This window comes from Streptomyces sp. NPDC002643, assembly GCF_053592555.1.
The window spans coordinates 137,393-155,980 of the sequence record NZ_JBSFVY010000014.1 but is presented as its reverse complement, the minus strand read 5'-3'; the positions used below and the strand labels follow the sequence as shown (position 1 = coordinate 155,980).

The 18,588-nt window shown below is 69.2% G+C and carries 16 protein-coding genes and 1 pseudogene; 3 read left to right on the top strand and 14 right to left on the bottom strand.

Going from position 1 to position 18,588, the window contains the following annotated elements; genetic code table 11:
- Positions 1-10 precede the first annotated feature (10 nt).
- From nuoK to ACWD4G_RS22450, 11 genes are read right to left on the bottom strand one after another with little or no spacing between them, the layout of a single operon-like run.
- Positions 11-310: an NADH-quinone oxidoreductase subunit NuoK gene (gene nuoK, locus ACWD4G_RS22500; RefSeq protein WP_009310327.1), complete on the bottom strand. Its 300-nt coding sequence runs from the start codon at positions 308-310 to the stop codon at positions 11-13.
- Complete coding sequence (locus ACWD4G_RS22495) at positions 307-1,167, bottom strand: NADH-quinone oxidoreductase subunit J (protein ID WP_451296060.1); 861 nt, start codon at positions 1,165-1,167, stop codon at positions 307-309. The genes nuoK and ACWD4G_RS22495 overlap by 4 nt, the downstream gene beginning before the upstream one ends.
- Positions 1,164-1,766, bottom strand: a complete 603-nt coding sequence (gene nuoI, locus ACWD4G_RS22490; RefSeq protein WP_451296058.1) for an NADH-quinone oxidoreductase subunit NuoI — start codon at positions 1,764-1,766, stop codon at positions 1,164-1,166. Before nuoI ends, ACWD4G_RS22495 begins: the two co-directional genes overlap by 4 nt.
- Positions 1,759-3,120 carry an NADH-quinone oxidoreductase subunit NuoH gene (nuoH, locus tag ACWD4G_RS22485; RefSeq protein ID WP_451296056.1) on the bottom strand — a complete coding sequence of 454 codons (1,362 nt, stop codon included), beginning with the start codon at positions 3,118-3,120 and terminating at the stop codon, positions 1,759-1,761. The genes nuoI and nuoH overlap by 8 nt, the downstream gene beginning before the upstream one ends.
- Positions 3,117-5,621, bottom strand: coding sequence for an NADH-quinone oxidoreductase subunit G (locus tag ACWD4G_RS22480; protein WP_451296054.1), 2,505 nt, complete (start codon positions 5,619-5,621; stop codon positions 3,117-3,119). The genes nuoH and ACWD4G_RS22480 overlap by 4 nt, the downstream gene beginning before the upstream one ends.
- Positions 5,618-6,970 (bottom strand): NADH-quinone oxidoreductase subunit NuoF, encoded by a 1,353-nt coding sequence (nuoF, locus tag ACWD4G_RS22475; protein WP_451296052.1) that lies wholly within the window; start codon positions 6,968-6,970, stop codon positions 5,618-5,620. Before nuoF ends, ACWD4G_RS22480 begins: the two co-directional genes overlap by 4 nt.
- Positions 6,967-7,845, bottom strand: a complete 879-nt coding sequence (nuoE, locus tag ACWD4G_RS22470; protein ID WP_451296241.1) for an NADH-quinone oxidoreductase subunit NuoE — start codon at positions 7,843-7,845, stop codon at positions 6,967-6,969. The genes nuoF and nuoE overlap by 4 nt, the downstream gene beginning before the upstream one ends.
- A 29-nt stretch (positions 7,846-7,874) precedes the next feature.
- A complete protein-coding gene (locus tag ACWD4G_RS22465) occupies positions 7,875-9,191 on the bottom strand; it encodes an NADH-quinone oxidoreductase subunit D (RefSeq protein WP_451296050.1) in 1,317 nt (438 codons plus the stop codon).
- 55 nt (positions 9,192-9,246) lie between these two features.
- Positions 9,247-9,990: an NADH-quinone oxidoreductase subunit C gene (locus tag ACWD4G_RS22460; RefSeq protein ID WP_451296048.1), complete on the bottom strand. Its 744-nt coding sequence runs from the start codon at positions 9,988-9,990 to the stop codon at positions 9,247-9,249.
- The gene (locus ACWD4G_RS22455; protein WP_003998928.1) at positions 9,987-10,541 is read right to left on the bottom strand and encodes a NuoB/complex I 20 kDa subunit family protein; all 555 of its coding nucleotides are present in this window, start codon (positions 10,539-10,541) and stop codon (positions 9,987-9,989) included. The genes ACWD4G_RS22460 and ACWD4G_RS22455 overlap by 4 nt, the downstream gene beginning before the upstream one ends.
- Before the next feature lie 13 nt (positions 10,542-10,554).
- Complete coding sequence (locus ACWD4G_RS22450) at positions 10,555-10,914, bottom strand: NADH-quinone oxidoreductase subunit A (RefSeq protein ID WP_009310323.1); 360 nt, start codon at positions 10,912-10,914, stop codon at positions 10,555-10,557.
- Between the two features lie 704 nt (positions 10,915-11,618).
- On the opposite strand from ACWD4G_RS22450, the gene ACWD4G_RS22445 reads away from it, so the two are divergent.
- Positions 11,619-12,455, top strand: coding sequence for a C40 family peptidase (locus ACWD4G_RS22445; protein WP_451296046.1), 837 nt, complete (start codon positions 11,619-11,621; stop codon positions 12,453-12,455).
- A gap of 104 nt (positions 12,456-12,559) precedes the next feature.
- Here ACWD4G_RS22445 and ACWD4G_RS22440 read toward each other — a convergent pair.
- Together ACWD4G_RS22440 and ACWD4G_RS22435 are read right to left on the bottom strand one after the other, a co-directional pair.
- Positions 12,560-14,271: pseudogene (locus tag ACWD4G_RS22440) on the bottom strand (hydroxysqualene dehydroxylase).
- Between the two features lie 162 nt (positions 14,272-14,433).
- Complete coding sequence (locus ACWD4G_RS22435) at positions 14,434-15,726, bottom strand: geranylgeranyl reductase family protein (protein WP_451296044.1); 1,293 nt, start codon at positions 15,724-15,726, stop codon at positions 14,434-14,436.
- Positions 15,727-15,887: 161 nt separating this feature from the next.
- Between ACWD4G_RS22435 and ACWD4G_RS22430 the strand changes: the two genes are divergently transcribed.
- Positions 15,888-16,394: a GNAT family N-acetyltransferase gene (locus ACWD4G_RS22430; protein ID WP_451296042.1), complete on the top strand. Its 507-nt coding sequence runs from the start codon at positions 15,888-15,890 to the stop codon at positions 16,392-16,394.
- A 164-nt stretch (positions 16,395-16,558) separates the two neighbouring features.
- Positions 16,559-16,888: a PASTA domain-containing protein gene (locus ACWD4G_RS22425; RefSeq protein ID WP_451296040.1), complete on the top strand. Its 330-nt coding sequence runs from the start codon at positions 16,559-16,561 to the stop codon at positions 16,886-16,888.
- 49 nt (positions 16,889-16,937) lie between these two features.
- On the opposite strand, the gene ACWD4G_RS22420 is transcribed toward ACWD4G_RS22425, so the two are convergent.
- A complete protein-coding gene (locus ACWD4G_RS22420; RefSeq protein ID WP_451296239.1) occupies positions 16,938-18,506 on the bottom strand; it encodes a zinc ribbon domain-containing protein in 1,569 nt (522 codons plus the stop codon).
- Positions 18,507-18,588: the final 82 nt, after the last annotated feature.

The window sequence follows — 18,588 nt, the reverse complement described above, 5'->3', positions numbered from 1 at the left end:
TTCCGACCCCTTACAGCTTCATCAGGCTGGCGTCGTCGACCGAGGCCGAGTGGCGGGAACGGAACAGCGACACGATGATCGCGAGTCCGACCACGACCTCCGCGGCGGCGACGACCATCGTGAAGAAGGCGATGATCTGGCCGTCGAGATTGCCGTGCATCCGGGAGAAGGCGACGAGGGCGAGGTTGCAGGCGTTGAGCATCAGCTCGACGCACATGAACACCACGATCGCGTTCCGCCGGATCAGTACGCCCGTGGCGCCGATCGTGAACAACAGGGCGGCCAGATACAGATAGTTGACGGGATTCACTTCGATGCCTCCCCGTTCTTGCCGCCGTTGCCGCCGTTGCCGCTGTTGGTGCGCTCCAGGCGGTCCTCGGCGCGCTGTTCCAGGGCCTTGAGGTCGTTGATCGCCTGGGCGGACACATCGCGGATCTGGCCTCGGTCCCGCAGCGTCTTGTTGACGGTCAGTTCGGCCGGGGTGCCGTCGGGCAGCAGACCCGCGATGTCGACCGCGTTGTGCCGGGCGTAGACACCGGGGGCGGGCAGCGGCGGGAGGTGCTTGCCCTCGCGTACGCGCTGCTCGGCCAGCTCCCGCTGGGTCTTGGCGCGCTCGGTGCGCTCGCGGTGGGTGAGCACCATGGCGCCGACGGCGGCGGTGATCAGCAGCGCGCCGGTGAGCTCGAAGGCGAACACGTAGTCGGTGAAGATCAGGGCCGCGAGGCCCTCCACATTGCCGCCCGCGTTGGCCTGGCCGAGGCCGTTGAACTCCGTGATCGCCGCGTTGCCGATGCCCGCGATCAGCAGGATGCCGAAGCCGAGGCCGCAAAGGAGGGCCAGCCAGCGCTGGCCCTTGATGGTCTCCTTCAGGGAGTCCGCCGCGGTGACGCCGACCAGCATCACCACGAACAGGAACAGCATCATGATCGCGCCCGTGTAGACGACGATCTGCACGATCCCCAGGAAGTAGGCGCCGTTGGCGAGGTAGAACACCGCCAGGACGATCATGGTGCCAGCGAGGCAGAGGGCGCTGTGCACGGCCTTCTTCATGAAGACGGTGCACAGCGCGCCGATCACGGCGATGGTGCCGAGCACCCAGAACTGGAATGCCTCACCTGTGGAGGTGCCGGCGGAGAGAGTGGCTGCGGCGGCGAGCTGCGCGCTCATGCGTCCACCTCCTCTTCTTCCGGCTTCTCACCCTTGGAGGTGGCGACCTGCTGGACCGTCCCCGGCGCGGCCTCGGTGACGAGCCCCCGGTAGTAGTCCTGCTCGTCCGTGCCGGGGTAGATCGCGTGGGGCGTGTCGACCATGCCCTCTTCGAGCCCGGCGAGCAGTTGTTCCTTGGTGTAGATGAGGTTGGCGCGGCTGGAGTCGGCCAGCTCGAACTCGTTGGTCATCGTGAGCGCGCGCGTGGGGCACGCCTCGATGCACAGGCCGCACAGGATGCAGCGGGCGTAGTTGATCTGGTAGACGCGGCCGTACCGCTCGCCCGGCGAGTAGCGCTCCTCGTCGGTGTTGTCGGCGCCCTCCACATAGATGGCGTCGGCGGGGCAGGCCCAGGCGCACAGCTCGCAGCCGACGCACTTCTCCAGTCCGTCCGGATGGCGGTTGAGCTGGTGCCGGCCGTGGAAGCGCGGGGCTGTGGTCTTCTGCTGCTCCGGATACTGCTCGGTCAGCCGCTTCTTGAACATGGCCTTGAAGGTCACGCCGAAGCCGGCGACGGGGTTCTGGAAACCCGGCTTGGTCTCCTTGGGCTCATCAGCCATCGGACGCCTCCCTCCCATTCGAAGATCCGTCACTGTCAGTATCGGACCCACCACTGACAATCAGCTCCCGCTCCCGGCGCGGACGCCTGCGCGGCACCGGTGGGAGGCTCTGTCCGGGCAGGGGCGGTACGGGGAATCCGCCGGCCATCGGGTCGAAGCCGGCCGGTTCTGCGGGCTGTTCCTGGGCCTCGCGCCGGTCACGGAGCATGTCCGCGACGACCGAGAGCAGGAACAGCACGAGCACCGCTCCGCCGACGTACAGGGCGATCTCGGCGAAGTCGTAGTTCTCGTTCCTGAGGGTCCGTACGGTCGCGACGAGCATCAGCCAGACCACGGAGACCGGGATGAGGACCTTCCAGCCGAGCTTCATCAACTGGTCGTAGCGGACGCGCGGGAGTGTGCCGCGCAGCCAGATGAAGAAGAACAGCAGCAGCTGCACCTTCACCACGAACCAGAGCATCGGCCACCAGCCGTGGTTGGCGCCCTCCCAGAAGGTGCTGACGGGATACGGGGCCCGCCAGCCGCCGAGGAAGAGGGTCACGGACACGGCCGAGACGGTCACCATGTTGACGTACTCGGCGAGCATGAACATCGCGAACTTGATGGACGAGTACTCGGTGTTGAAGCCGCCCACCAGGTCGCCCTCGGACTCCGGCATGTCGAAGGGGGCGCGGTTGGTCTCACCGACCATGGTCACGATGTAGATCACGAACGACACCGGCAGCAGCACGATGTACCAGCGGTCCTGCTGGGCCTCGACGATCGCCGAGGTCGACATCGACCCGGAGTAGAGGAACACCGAGGCGAACGCGGCGCCCATGGCGATCTCGTAGGAGATCATCTGCGCGCAGGAACGCAGGCCGCCGAGCAGCGGGTAGGTGGAACCGGAACTCCAGCCCGCCAGCACGATCCCGTAGATGCCCACCGAGGCGACCGCCAGGATGTAGAGCATCGCGATCGGCAGGTCGGTGAGCTGCATCGTGGTGCGCTGGCCGAAGATCGAGATCTCGTTGCCGGCCGGGCCGAAGGGGATCACCGCGATCGCCATGAAGGCCGGGATGGCCGCGACGATCGGCGCCAGGACGTAGACGACCTTGTCGGCGCGTTTGACGACGACGTCTTCCTTGAGCATCAGCTTGATGCCGTCGGCGAGCGACTGGAGCATGCCCCAGGGGCCGTGCCGGTTGGGGCCGATGCGCAGCTGCATCCAGGCGACGACCTTGCGCTCCCACACGATGGAGAACAGCACGGTCACCATCAGGAAGGCGAAGCAGAAGACCGCCTTGACGACAACCAGCCACCAGGGGTCGCGGCCGAACATCGAGAGGTCTTCAGCGGCGAGGAAAGGGCTCATGCCTCCACCTCCTCGGGGGCCTCGGCGGCGAGCGTCGCGGGGCCGATGCGGACGAGTGCGCCGGGCAGCGCCCCGGTGTCGGAGGCGACGCCCGAGCCCGTGGAGTTCAGCGGGAGCCAGACCACACGGTCGGGCATCTCGGTGATCTGCAGCGGGAGTTCGACGACGCCGCAGGGGCCGCTGACCGCGAGGACGTCGCCGTCCTTGACGCCCGCCTCGGCGGCCGTCGCGGCGGACACACGCGCGCGTGCGGCGTGCCGGGTCCCGGCGAGCGCCTCGTCGCCGTCCTGGAGCCGCCCCTGGTCGAGCAGCAGCCGGTGCCCGGCCAGTACGGCCTCCCCGGCGGCGGGCCGCGGCAGTTGCGCCGCGATCTCGACGGGCTCGGAGGCCCGTGTCCCGCCCCAGGCGCCGAGCCGGTCCAGCTCCGCGCGCGTGGTGCGCAGATCGGGCAGTCCGAGGTGGACGTCCATGGCGTCGGCCAGCATCTGGAGCACACGCCCGTCGGTGGGGGCGAGGCGCCGGGTCATCTGGTCGGGCTTCAACGCGGCCTCGAACATCCGTACGCGACCTTCCCAGTTGAGGAAGGTGCCCGCCTTCTCGGCTACGGCGGCGACCGGGAGGACGACGTCGGCGTGTGCGGTGACCTCGCTGGGCCGCAGTTCGAGCGACACCAGGAAGCCCACCGCGGAGAGTGCCTCACGCGCGCGTGCCGGATCGGGCAGATCGGCGACCTCCACGCCGGCCACCACCAGGGCCCCGAGCTCTCCGGTGGTGGCGGCCTCGACGATCTGCCCCGTGTCGCGGCCATAGCGCGCCGGGAGTTCGGCGACCCCCCAGGCGGCGGCGACCTCCTCACGCGCGCGTGGGTCGGTGGCCGGGCGTCCGCCCGGCAGCGCCGACGGCAGGGCGCCCGCCTCGATGGCGGCGCGCTCCCCGGCCCGGCGCGGAATCCACACCAGTTGTGCGCCGGTCATGCCCGCGGCCCGTACGGCGGCGGTGTACCCGCCCGCCACACCGGCGAGGCGCTCCCCGACGACGATCACCGCGCCCTCGGTGCGCAGCGCCTCGGCCGCCCTGACGCCGTCCTCCTCCAGGCCGAAACCGCTGGCCAGGGCGTCCAGCCACTCGGTCTCGGTGCCGGGCGCGGCGGGCAGCAGCGTGCCGCCGGCCTTCTCAAGGCCCCGGGTGGCGTGGGTGGCCAGGGAGAAGACCTGCTGCTTGTGCTTGCGCCAGGCCTTGCGGAGCCTCAGGAAGACGCCGGGCGCCTCCTCCTCGGCCTCGAACCCGACCAGCACGACCGCGGGTGCCTTCTCCAGGGCGGCGTAGGTGACGCCCGTTCCGTCGAGGTCGGCTCCGCGTCCGGCGACGCGGGCGACCAGGAAGTCGGCCTCCTCGCCGCTGTGCACGCGCGCGCGGAAGTCGATGTCGTTGGTGTCGAGTGCCACGCGCGCGAACTTGCTGTACGCGTAGGCGTCCTCGACGGTGAGCCGACCGCCGGTGAGCACACCGGCCCGGCCGCGTGCGGCGAGGAGCCCCCGGGCGGCGGCGTCCAGGGCCTCCGGCCAGGACGCGGGCCGGAGTTCACCCGACTCGTCCCGTACCAGCGGCGTCGTCAGCCGGTCGGGGCGCTGCGCGTAGCGGAACGCGAAGCGGCCCTTGTCGCAGATCCACTCCTCGTTGACCTGGGGGTCGTCAGCGGCGAGCCGCCGCATGACCTTGCCGCGCCGGTGGTCGGTGCGGGTGGCGCAGCCGCCGGAGCAGTGCTCGCACACGGACGGCGACGAGATCAGGTCGAACGGGCGGGAGCGGAAACGATATGCCGCGGAGGTGAGGGCGCCCACGGGGCAGATCTGGATGGTGTTGCCGGAGAAGTACGACTCGAAGGGGTCGCCCTCGCCGGTGCCGACCTGCTGGAGCGCGCCCCGCTCGATCAGGTCGATCATCGGGTCGCCGGCGACCTGGTTGGAGAAGCGGGTGCAGCGGGCGCACAGCACGCACCGCTCACGGTCGAGGAGCACCTGTGTGGAGATCGGTACGGGCTTCTCGTAGGTGCGCTTCCTGCCCTCGAAGCGGGACTCGGCGTGGCCGTGCGACATGGCCTGGTTCTGCAGTGGACACTCGCCGCCCTTGTCGCAGACCGGGCAGTCCAGGGGGTGGTTGATGAGCAGAAGCTCCATCACACCCTTCTGGGCCTTCTCCGCGACCTGCGAGGTGAGATGAGTCTTGACGACCATCCCGTCCGTACAGGTGATCGTGCAGGACGCCATGGGTTTGCGCTGGCCCTCGACCTCGACGATGCACTGGCGGCACGCACCGGCGGGGTCGAGCAGGGGGTGGTCGCAGAACCGGGGGATCTCGATGCCGAGTTGTTCGGCGGCGCGGATGACCAGGGTGCCCTTGGGCACGCTGATCTCGGCGCCGTCGATCGTCAACGAGACGAGATCCTCCGGCGGGACCGCCGCCTCTCCCCCTCCGGAGGGAGCGCTCGTGGTCACAGTCATGCGTTCACCTCCGTGCGGTCGTCGGCCCAGGCCGTCGACTTGGCCGGGTCGAAGGGGCAGCCCCGGCCCGTGATGTGGTCCTCGTACTCCTCGCGGAAGTACTTCAGTGAGGAGAAGATCGGCGAGGCGGCGCCGTCGCCGAGGGCGCAGAAGGACTTGCCGTTGATGTTGTCGGCGATGTCGTTCAGCTTGTCGAGGTCGCTCATGACGCCCTTGCCGGCCTCGATGTCGCGCAGCAACTGCACGAGCCAGTACGTGCCTTCGCGGCAGGGTGTGCACTTGCCGCAGGACTCGTGGGCGTAGAACTCGGTCCAGCGGGTCACGGCGCGGACGACGCAGGTCGTCTCGTCGAAGCACTGGAGGGCTTTCGTGCCGAGCATGGAACCCGCGGCACCCACTCCTTCGTAATCAAGAGGGACGTCGAGGTGCTCGTCGGTGAACATCGGGGTCGAGGAGCCGCCCGGCGTCCAGAACTTGAGGCGATGCCCGGGTCGCATGCCGCCGCTCATCTCCAGCAGCTGGCGGAGCGTGATGCCGAGCGGGGCCTCGAACTGGCCGGGATTGGCGACATGGCCGCTGAGCGAGTAGAGCGTGAAGCCGGGAGACTTCTCGCTGCCCATCGACCTGAACCATTCCTTGCCTTTTTGCAGGATGGCGGGAACTGACGCGATCGACTCGACGTTATTCACCACAGTCGGACAGGCGTAGAGGCCTTCCACAGCAGGGAAGGGGGGACGGAGCCGCGGTTGACCACGGCGGCCTTCGAGCGAGTCCAGCAGTGCGGTCTCCTCACCACAGATGTACGCGCCCGCGCCCGCGTGCACGGTGAGTTCGAGGTCGAGTCCGCTGCCCAGGATGTTCTCGCCCAGGAAGCCCGCCGCGTAGGCCTCACGCACGGCCTCGTGCAACCGCCGCAATACGGGGACGACTTCACCACGCAGATAGATGAAGGCATGCGAAGACCTGATGGCATAACACGCGATGACAATGCCCTCGATGAGGCTATGCGGGTTCGCGAAGAGGAGCGGAATGTCCTTGCACGTTCCGGGCTCCGACTCGTCGGCGTTGACAACTAGATAGTGTGGTTTTCCATCACCCTGGGGAATGAACTGCCATTTCATTCCGGTGGGGAAGCCGGCGCCACCGCGCCCACGCAACCCGGAGTCCTTGACGTACGCGATGAGGTCGTCCGGTGACATCGCGAGCGCCTTGCGAAGTCCCTCGTATCCCTCGTGCCTTCGGTAGACGTCCAGCGTCCATGACCTGTCCTCGTCCCAGAAGGCCGACAGCACGGGTGCGAGCAGCTTCTCGGGGCTGGTGCCCTTGATCTCGGGTGCCAACGTCATCACTCCCCCTCCTCGGCGGTAGGCCCTGCCGCATCCAGGCCGCGGGGCGAAGCCCCTCCATCACGGGTGGTGGGCGACGGGTGGGCCGGGTCGGAGGCCGATGTCTCCTGTGGCGCGTCGTGCGAGCTCAGGTGCTCGGCGGGCGACGGCTCGTGCACCTTGTCCTGCGGCCCGTCGTGTGGGCCGCCGTCCCGTGGATGGACCACGCGCGCGGGTCCGGTCTCTCCCCTTGCCAGGCGGAGGCCGACCAGCGAGGCGGGTCCCGCACCGCCGCTTGCCTCGACGGCCCCTGGCCGCTCGTCGGGGAAGCCGGCGAGAATCCGCGCGGTCTCCTTGAAGGTGCACAGCGGCGCCCCGCGCGTGGGCTCGACCTGAGCGCCGGCCCGCAGGTCGTCCACGAGCCGCTTGGCGCTGTCCACGGTCTGGTTGTCGAAGAACTCCCAGTTGACCATCACCACCGGCGCGAAGTCGCAGGCCGCGTTGCACTCGATGTGCTCCAGGGTGACCTTGCCGTCTTCGGTGGTCCCGCCGTTGCCCACACCGAGGTGGTCCTGTAGCGCCTCGAAGATCGCGTCGCCGCCCATGACCGCGCACAGGGTGTTGGTGCAGACACCCACCTGGTAGTCACCGGACGGCTTGCGGCGGTACATGGTGTAGAAGGTGGCGACCGCGGTGACCTCGGCCGTGGTCAGTCCGAGCACCTCGGCGCAGAACCGCATGCCGGTGCGGGTGACATGGCCCTCCTCCGACTGCACGAGATGCAGCAACGGCAGCAGGGCGGAGCGGGAGTCGGGGTAGCGGGCGACGACCTCGGCCGCGTCCCGCTCCAGCCGGGCTCGAACGTCGTCCGGGTAGTCGGGCGCGGGCAGTTGGGGCATGCCCAGGCTGACGCCCTCGGGGGTGGTGGTCACCGGTCGACGCCTCCCATCACGGGGTCGATGGACGCGACGGCGACGATGACGTCGGCGACCTGGCCGCCCTCGCACATCGCCGCCATGGTCTGCAGATTGGTGAAGGACGGGTCGCGGAAGTGGACCCGGAAGGGGCGGGTGCCTCCGTCGGAGACGACGTGCACCCCGAGTTCGCCCTTGGGTGACTCGACCGCCGCGTACGCCTGTCCCGGCGGGACGCGGAAGCCCTCCGTCACCAGCTTGAAGTGGTGGATCAGGGCCTCCATGGAGGTGCCCATGATCTTCTTGATGTGGTCCAGGGAGTTGCCCAGTCCGTCCGGTCCCAGGGCCAGCTGGGCGGGCCAGGCGATCTTCTTGTCGGCGACCATGACCGGGCCGGGCTGCAGCCGGTCCAGGCACTGCTCGACGATCCTCAGGGACTGGCGCATCTCCTCCAGGCGGATCAGGAAGCGCCCGTAGGAGTCGCAGGTGTCGGCGGTCGGGACGTCGAAGTCGTAGGTCTCGTAGCCGCAGTACGGCTGGGCCTTGCGCAGGTCGTGCGGGAGGCCCGCGGAGCGGAGGATGGGGCCGGTGGCGCCGAGGGCCATGCAGCCGGACAGGTCGAGATAGCCGACGTCCTGCATACGGGCCTTGAAGATGGGGTTCCCGGTGGCGAGTTTGTCGTACTCGGGAAGGTTCTTCTTCATCTTCTTCACGAACTCGCGGATCTGGTCCACCGCGCCGGGTGGCAGGTCCTGGGCGAGTCCGCCGGGCCTGATGTACGCGTGGTTCATGCGCAGGCCGGTGATCAGCTCGTAGATGTCGAGAATGAGTTCACGATCACGGAACCCGTAGATCATGATCGTGGTGGCGCCCAGTTCCATACCGCCGGTGGCGATGCACACCAGGTGGGAGGAGAGCCGGTTCAGCTCCATGAGGAGCACGCGGATGATCGTGGCGCGGTCGGGGATCTGGTCCTCGATGCCGAGGAGTTTCTCCACGGCGAGGCAGTACGCCGTCTCGTTGAAGAACGGCGTGAGGTAGTCCATGCGCGTCACGAAGGTGGTGCCCTGGGTCCACGTGCGGAATTCGAGGTTCTTCTCGATGCCGGTGTGGAGGTAGCCGATGCCGCAGCGGGCCTCGGTGACGGTCTCGCCGTCGATCTCCAGGATGAGCCGGAGCACACCGTGTGTGGACGGGTGCTGGGGGCCCATGTTGACGATGATGCGCTCGTCGTCGGAGCGCGCCGCGGTCTCGGCGACCTCGTCCCAGTCGCCGCCGGTGACCGTGTAGACGGTGCCTTCGGTGGTTTCCCGCGCGGATGCGGTAGTCATCACAGCCTCCCGAAGGGAGTCGTTGAGGGGCGGTGGTCGGGCGACGGGTGGGCGCTCATGAGTACGACCTCCGCTGGTCCGGAGCCGGGATCTGGGCGCCCTTGTACTCGACGGGGATGCCGCCGAGGGGGTAGTCCTTGCGCTGCGGGAAGCCCTGCCAGTCGTCCGGCATCATGATCCGCGTCAGCGCGGGGTGGCCGTCGAAGACGATGCCGAAGAAGTCGTACGTCTCGCGCTCGTGCCAGTCGTTGGTCGGGTAGACGGGGACGAGCGACGGGATGTGCGGGTCGGCGTCGGGGGCGGAGACCTCCAGGCGGATCAGCCGGTTGTGGGTGATCGAGCGCAGGTGGTAGATGGCGTGCAGCTCGCGGCCCTTGTCGCCGGGGTAGTGGACGCCGGAGACGCCGGTGCACAGCTCGAAGCGGAGGGCCGGGTCGTCGCGGAGGGTCCTGGCGACGGTGGGCAGATGGGCGCGCTCGATGTGGAAGGTGAGTTCGCCGCGGTCGATGACCGTCTTGTCGATGACGTTCTCGGGGACGAGACCCTGTTCCTCCAGGGCGCCCTCCAGTTCGTCGGCGACCTCGTCGAACCAGCCGCCGTAGGGGCGGGCGGCCGCGCCGGGGAGCCGGATGGAGCGGACCAGGCCGCCGTAGCCGGAGGTGTCGCCGCCGTTGTTGGCGCCGAACATGCCGCGCTGGACGCGGATCTCCTCACCGCCCTCGCCGCGCTGGCCGGGGAGGTTGGAGGCGGAGAGGTCCTTCTCGGGGTTGGGCCCGTTGGCGCCGTTGGCGTCGCTCATCGCAGCAGCCCCTTCATCTCGATGGTGGGGAGCGCCTTGAGCGCGGCTTCCTCGGCCTCGCGGGCCGCTTCCTCCGCGTTCACGCCGAGCTTGGACGTCTGGATCTTTTGGTGGAGCTTGAGGATCGCGTCCATGAGCATCTCGGGCCGCGGCGGACAGCCGGGGAGGTAGATGTCGACGGGGACGATGTGGTCGACGCCCTGGACGATCGCGTAGTTGTTGAACATGCCGCCCGAGGACGCGCACACGCCCATGGAGATCACCCACTTCGGGTTCGGCATCTGGTCGTAGACCTGCCGGAGCACCGGCGCCATCTTCTGGCTGACCCGGCCCGCGACGATCATCAGGTCCGCCTGGCGGGGCGAACCGCGGAAGACCTCCATGCCGAAGCGCGCCAGGTCGTAGCGGCCGGCACCGGTGGTCATCATCTCGATGGCGCAGCAGGCGAGGCCGAATGTGGCGGGGAAGACGGACGCCTTGCGCACCCAGCCCGCGGCCTGCTCGACGGTGGTCAGCAGGAAACCGCTCGGCAGCTTTTCTTCGAGTCCCATGGTCAAAGGCCCCTCAGTCCCATTCCAGGCCGCCGCGCCGCCAGACGTACGCGTAGGCGACGAAGACGGTGAGCACGAAGAGCAGCATCTCCACGAGCCCGAAAACACCCAGGGCGTCGAAGGTGACGGCCCAGGGGTAGAGGAAGACGATCTCGATGTCGAAGACGATGAAGAGCATCGCCGTCAGGTAGTACTTGATGGGGAAGCGCCCGCCGCCGGCCGGCGTGGGGGTGGGCTCGATTCCGCATTCGTAGGCCTCTAGCTTCGCCCGGTTGTAGCGCTTCGGGCCGATCAGCGTGGCCATGATCACGGAGAAGATCGCAAAGCCTGCCCCGAGGGCTCCCAGTACGAGGATGGGCGCATACGCGTTCACCGCTCCTCGCTCCTCTCAGTCGGCACTGACTGCTGGCGGATTGCGTGGACCGGCACTCCTGTCCCACCCGTCCCACGAGTCCCGCTCGTCCCGGCGAAGATCGCGAACATGTGAAGCAGGTCACAAGCCCAACTGCCGTGCATCTTATGCCCGAGGGTCTGTGATCTGCGACACGGGGTGCGGCACCGAGTTTGTGATCTCCACCACCTGACGAAGGATCATGAAGTCGGATGAGCGGCGATCTTCGCACACGAAGCGTCAGAGTGATCACCAGAAGTGACATTTTCAGTCATCGCCGCTGGTCACGAGGGGCGTCTCTATATCAAGAGAGTTCCTCTGCATGCAAATTGGTCCCGGAAGGGGTCACTTGATAGTGGGCGGCATTCACACATCAGAGGGGTCGCGAGGACGGATGTGGACGCGTGCACGCGTTCACGAGCGGTGATCATGCGCGAGGCAGCGACGGAGCGGTGACCGTACCGTGACCTGCGCCACACCGAAGCGAGATCAAATCAACCGGGCTTGGCCACTCGTTGTGTTCGGTGGTAAGCGCAGGGCAATTCGGACGTAATCATGAAAGTGCGTGATCACGGGCTTGAGCGGCCGTGTCCGCTATGCCCGTTACGGCGTCAATAAAGGGTGACGCCGAAGAAATTTGGGCCGCGCGTTGAACAACTGTGGCGCAGGACACGTTTCTTGAAGGTATGGAGGAGCCCCTGGTACCGCTTGTACCCATGTCCCACACCGCTCACATACGCAGCCACCGGAAGCCGCGCCGCAACGCGTCGTCATCGATCGTGATGCGCGCCGGTGTCGCCGGTGGCGTTCTCAGCACCGTGGCAGCGGCCGGTGCCTCCACGGCGTTCGCCGCGGAGCCCGTGACCCAGACGCTCGAACTGCCCACCCTGACGGCCGACCTGGCCACGCAGGCGGCGCAGTCCGCGGACGCCACGCAGCAGATGGCGGCCGACTACCAGCTGCAGGCCGAGCGTGACACGGCAGCAGAGAACGCGGCGAAGCAGGCCGAGAAGGACCTCGCGAAGGCCAAGAAGGAAGAGGCCCGCAAGAAGGCCGCCGAGGAGGCCCAGCGCAAGGCCGACGCCGAGCGTGCCGCGCGGGACAGTGAGCGTTCCACCCTCACCACGTCCAGCTCGTCGGACTCCACCTCGGCGTCCGCGCCCGCCAGCGGCAGCGTCGAGACGGTCATCGCCTTCCTGGAGGCGCAGCTGGGCGACGCCTACGTCCTGGGCGCGGCCGGTCCGAACGCGTGGGACTGCTCCTCGCTGGTGCAGGCGGCGTTCAAGCAGGTCGGCGTGGACCTTCCCCGGGTCTCGCAGGACCAGTCGATGCAGGGCACCGACATCCCGCTCTCCCAGATCCAGCGTGGGGACATCCTGTACTGGGGCGGCAAGGGTTCCGCGTACCACGTGGGTGTCTACCTCGGCGGCGGCAAGTACCTGGACGCGGCGAACCCGTCCAAGGGCGTCGTCATCCAGGACCTCTCCGGCTACCCGGCGTCGGGTGCGGTGCGCGTGCTCTGAGGCACGGCCGTCACGGCTCGCTTTCGGGAGGGCCGCCGCCCAGGACGGGCCGGCGGCCCTCCGGTGTGCCCTCGAACAGCCCTCAGGCGCCCCAGGAGGGCCGTTCAGCCGAGGCCGAAGGTGTTGGGCAGACCGAGGCGGTCGCGGGTCTCGTCGACGCGCTTGAGGGGTTCCGGCTCCGGCGGCCGGAAGAGTCCTTGATCTCACCGCGCTCGGCTTCCGAATTGTCCGCGTCGAGGAGGTCGTTCACGGCGAGGCGGGCGGATTCGTTGGGCGCCTTCCATCGTCGCGAGGTCGACGTCGGTGCGGACGTAGTCGCCGGCGAGGAAGAAGTTCGGGACGGCGGTGCGGGCCGTGGGGCGGTTGTAGAGCGTGCCCGTGGGATGGATGAGGAGCTGTTCGCGGTTCCGCGGGTCGGGGCCGCCGAGGCCGGTGACCGCCGGGTCCATGAACAAGCCGAGGCGGTCGTTGTCGGTGAGGGTGGTCTTCCCGGAGTCGTTGAGCGCGTCCCTGGAGAGACAGTCGCGGGCGCGGCCGTCGCCGTAGTCGGCCGGGAAGTCGCGTCCGTCCCAGAACTGTGCCTGGCGGATGGCGGTGACCGACCAGGGAGAGTCGAGGCAGTTGATGTGGCCGTGCATCACGGGGGTCGGGGTGCGCAGATAGAACATGATGCCGACCATCCAGTCCGTCTCCAGCGCGTCGCACCGGGCGAGCTGCGGGTCGGCGGCGCGCAGGGCCGGCCCCCACGTGGTGTGGGCGTGTTCGACGGGCAGGGCGGAGACGTAGTGGTCGGCGGTGATGGTGCGGGCGGGTGCCGCCGTCGCGGTCGGAGACACGTACGCCGGTGACGCGGCCGGAGTCGTACACAACCTCGCGTACCTCGGTGCCGGTGACGAACTCCACGCCCAGTGAGCGGAGAGGGGTGACCCAGGGGTCGATCCAGGCCTCGCTGGTGGGGGCGTTGAGGACGCGGTCGACGTCGGCGTCGGGGCCGTCCATGCCACGGCCGAGCAGGCCCCACAGGAGGAGGGCCTCGATGATGACGCATCCCACGATGCCGAGGACCGCGCGGTACTCCTCGCTCATCTGTCCGGCCCGGATGAACTCCCACCAACTGGTCTTCTCCCACTGGTCGTCGCGGCGGGCGTCGCAGCTGGTCGGATGGACGAGGAGACGGCCCGCGAAGTAGGTGGCCTCGTGGGCGGGGAGGCGGGTGCCGAGGTCGAGGACCGAGAGGATCTGGTCGCGGAGCCAGGAGGGCGTGATGTCGCCGAGGGCGGGTGGGGTGGTGGCTCGGCGGAGCGGGAAGTGCAGGTCGGGGCGGCCGGCCGCGCGGGCGAACAGGGCCTCGGTGCCGCCCCGGAGGTTGCCCCGGACGCCGTCGGCGTTGCCGGGGAAGGGGATGCGGCGCATGGTGTCCGGGAGATTCCGGTAGAAGCCGGGGAAGAACCGGAAGCCATGCTCAACGGGGAGAGGTCCGCGCCCGCCCTCCCCCGTGCCGGGCACATCCATGGAGCGGGCCTCGCCGCCGAGGACGTCGTAGTACTCGTGGACGGTCACCGCGTAGCCGCGTTCGGCGAGTTCATGCGCGGCACTGAGCCCGGAGACCCCGCCGCCGAGGACGGCTACGCGCTTGCCGGGGGCCGACGGGGCGGCGGCAGCGGGGGGCGGCGCCTAAGACGAGGGAGCCGATGGCGGAGGTGGCGGCGACGGCGGTCGTGGCGCCGGCGCCCGCGAGGACGCGGCGGCGGGTGGGAGGGGAGGGAGCGGTGTGCTCCGGTGGCCGTTCCGGGCCCGGTACCGGTTCTGTTGTCATGGGTACGGCAGGGTAAGGAGGCAGGTGGCGGGACGGTAGGTGACGGCCCGCTCACTCACAGCATCCTGACAATGCCCGTACGACCTCGCCGTTCCCGTACCGGGAAGTGCCCCTCGGTGTTTCCCGTCACCGGCGGGCGAGGGGCGGCGTTCCCCCGGAGGGCTATGCCCGGGGGGCGGCCTTGGAGAGGCCGTTGATGATGCGGTCCATGGCGTCGCCGCCGGTGGGGTCGGTGAGGTTGGCGAGGAGTTTGAGGGTGAACTTCATCAGCAGGGGGTGGGTGAGGCCCCGCTGGGTCGCGAGCTTCATGACCTTGGGGTTGCCGATGAGCTTCACGAAGGCGCGGCCCAGCGTGTAGTAGCCGCCGTAGGTGTCCTTGAGGATCTGCGGATAGCGCTGGAGGGCGAGTTCGCGCTGGCCGGGGGTGGCGCGGGCGTGGGCCTGGACGATGACGTCGGCGGCGATCTGGCCGGACTCCATGGCGTAGGCGATGCCCTCGCCGTTGAAGGGGTTCACCAGGCCACCGGCGTCGCCGACGAGCAGAAGCCCCTTGGTGTAGTGGGGCTGGCGGTTGAAGGCCATGGGGAGGGCGGCGCCGCGGATGGGGCCGGTCATGTTCTCGGGGGTGTAGCCCCACTCCTCCGGCATGGAGGCGCACCATGCCTTCAGGACCTCGCGCCAGTCCAGTTCCTTGAAGGAGTCGGAGGTGTTGAGGACGCCGAGGCCGACGTTGGAGGTGCCGTCCCCCATGCCGAAGATCCAGCCGTAGCCGGGCAGGAGGCGGTCCTCGCCGGGGCCGCGCTTGTCCCAGAGCTCCAGCCAGGACTCCAGGTAGTCGTCCTCGTGGCGCGGGGAGGTGAAGTACGTACGGACGGCGACACCCATCGGGCGGTCCTCGCGGCGGTGCAGGCCCATCGCGAGGGAGAGACGGGTGGAGTTGCCGTCGGCGGCGACCACGAGCGGGGCATGGAAGGTGACCTCCCGCTTCTCGTCGCCGAGTTTGGCGTGGACGCCGGTGATACGGCCCGTGCGGTCGTCGATGATCGGGGCGCCCACATTGCAGCGCTCGTGGAGGCGGGCGCCGGCCTTCTGGGCCTGGCGGGCGAGTTGTTCGTCGAAGTCGTCGCGCTTGCGGACGAGTCCGTAGTCCGGGTAGGAGGCGAGATCCGGCCAGTCGAGCTGGAGTCGTACACCGCCGCCGATGATGCGCAGCCCCTTGTTGCGGAGCCAGCCGGCCTCCTCCGAGATGTCGATGCCCATCGACACCAGCTGCTTGGTGGCGCGCGGTGTGAGGCCGTCGCCGCACACCTTCTCCCTCGGGAAGCTGGTCTTCTCCAGGAGCAGCACGTCCAGACCGGCCTTGGCCAGGTAGTACGCGGTGGTGGAACCGGCTGGTCCGGCCCCGACGACGATCACATCGGCGGTGTGTTCGGTAAGGGGCTGGGGCTCGGTCACGACGGGTTCTCCCCAAGAAGTAGACGGAACGAAGCGGAAGTTCGCCGGAAGACCGGAACCGGGCGACCCGGAAACCGGAAGACCAGAAAACATGTGCCGACAGGCGCCGGACATGGGCAGTCTATTCAGCGGTACCGATCACCGGCTGAAGGGCTGCCCCTGTGAAACGAGCTCTGCCCGACGTACGGCTGCGCGTCCCCATCGACGAGGACGCGATCGCCTGGCACCGGATCTTCGACGATCCCGACGTCATGGAGTTCCACGGCGGCCGGTCGGCCGAGCTGTCCGTCTACGAGGAGCTCACCGCGCGCCAGCGCCGTCACGACGCCGAGTACGGGTTCTGTCTGTGGACCATGCTCGATGAGGAGGGCCGGCCCATCGGGTTCACCGGGGCCCAGCCGTGGCCCCGGGAATGGGGTCCGACCGGCGAGATCGAGATCGGCTGGCGGCTCGGCCGCGAGCACTGGGGCAAGGGGTATGTGACGGCGGCCGCGCTGATGACCCTGGAGCGGGTGCGGGCGGCCGGGATCAACACCGTCGTCGCCATGGTCGACGCCCGCAACGAGCGGTCGATAGCCGTGACACGAAGACTCGGCATGGAGCTGGCCGAAACGTACACGACGCCGCTCTCGCAGCGGTTGGGGCACTGCTACCGGCTGAGCCTCTAGCACCCCCGCGTCGGCCTCCGGCACCGGCCGATGCGGACCGGGTCCGGTGGCCCACACTCCCAATTCGTAACCCAGGGTAGTCATTTCGCGTGAATTGCTACTCAGCGCTTCCGGAATGGTGTCCCCGGCGGTTACGCTGCCGGTACCGCTGGGGGTGAACACCTGTGCGCTTGACACCCAAGTCATTCGAGGTGCGTGTGCCACGGTTCGTGGGGCTGATGGCCGTGGACGCGCGGGAGAGGGCCGAGGCCGGTGGGGTGCGGCTCGCCTCCGGCGATCGGGCCGATTTCGAGCTCGCCGTCGTGGATTACGTCGTACGGCAGTATCCGCCGCCGGGGGTCGAGGTGCCGCGCGGGGCCGTGGTCACCGTGTGGTTCGAGATGGGCGACGACGGTGGGGGCGGCGGCGTCCGGGAGCCGCGCCGGGGTGGGCCTCCGCCCGGGTCGCGCAGGGAGTTGCGGGAGCCGGGGTATCCGTTCGCGGTTCATGGGTAGGGCCGCCGAGTGGCCCTCCGTCTCCGCGCGGGCCGACTCCCGCCACGGGCTACTTCTGCAGGAGCAGTACCGCCGCCGCTCCCCCACCGCCCACCACGACCGCCGCCGCGATCGTGAGGGTCCACACCACGGCTCGGTTGCGGGGCTTGGGAGTTGGGGTGGCCGGTAGCTGATGGCCCAGTTCGACGACCGGGACCTCGTACGACGCCGAGGGCGCGGGAATCGACGGGGCGGGGTGCCCGGCGTGGCCGGCCGGAGCGTTCGGCATCGCCGGGATCGGGGGCGGGATCACCCCCGTGCGCGCACCCACCATCTGGACCAGATACGGGGACACGAACGCCGCCGCGAAGATCCAGACGAGGCCGAAGAGCATGGCTTCGGGGATGTTGAGGCCCACGTCCACCTGCCCGGCGGCGGTGAGTTCGCTGCCGAAGTCGGTCGTACCGGCGCCGGTGATCTCCAGGCCGACGCCGCTGACGGCGGCGAGGAGCAGGAAGAGGCCGAAGAAGACACCGGCGGCGAGGAGTTGCTCGCCCCGGCCCGAGGAGCGGCGGGCGGCGAGGACACCCAGGATCAGGGCGCACACCAGACCGAGCGCCAACGCGCCCACGACCGCCCAGGAGTTGACCGCGTCGCCCAGGTCGGAGAGCCCGAACGCCTCGCGCTCGTAGCCGTCGCCGTACGGGGAGGACTCGACGAGGCCGTAGTCGCCGTACGAGTCGGTGCCGTACGAGCTGTCGTCGCCGTACCGGGAACGGCCGGCCTCGCCCTCCACCGACGCGCCCCAGGAGAAGCCGAGGAAGGTGACGGCGATGTTCGGCAGGAGCAGCAGGGCGATCACGAGCGGGTTGGCGTCCTCCTCCCAGTCCTCCTTCCACTCACCGTTCGACGCGAGGATGACGAAGGCGACGAGCGAGCAGAGGGCGAGCACGACGGCCATGGCGCGTACGGCCGTGCCGGTCGCGCGGAACAGGGCCTGAGGGCCGGGGCGGACGGCCAGCCAGGCGGCCAGGTCGTCGCGTTGCAGTACGGCACCCGAGACGGCGGCCGCGAGCACGAGCGCGCCGAGCGCCGCGAGCCACGGTGACGTAGAGACCTCGGCCAGCGCGACCGTGGGCTGCGCGAACAGGCTGAGGAGGAGGACGGAGAGGGTGACGAGCAGGGCGACGCGTACGGCGGCTTCGAGACCGGCGGTACGGCTGCCGGTGCCGGGTGCGCCGTATGCGGCGCGCATCGCCAGGCGGGTACGGAGCTGTCGTACGCCGAGGAACAGGGCGCCGATGAAGAGGAGGGTCACGGTGAGGGGGACCAGGGTCAGAGTGAAGGCTCCCTCGATGCCCTCCAGGTCCTCGGAGTAGGCCCGGCTGATCTCGGAGACCTCGAACCCGCCGCCGAGGCCTTGGAGCAGGGCGGCGAGAGCGATGCCGATCCGGTCACCGAAGCCGACGAGATCTTCCTCGTCCTGGCCGTAGTCGGGGATGGCCAGCGCGATGGCGACCCCGAGCAACAGCCCCACGGGCCAGAGCGCCGCCAACGCCGACCCGCCCCAGTCGCCCCGGAAGGCCCGGCCGAGGAAGGCGCCGAGCGGTGAGGGCTGCGCGGGGACGGGTGCGTACACGGGAGGGGGCGGCGGGCCGAGAGGGGGCGCTCCGGGTGGGGCCATTCCCGGTGCCGTTCCAGGCGCCATGCCTCCGGGCGCC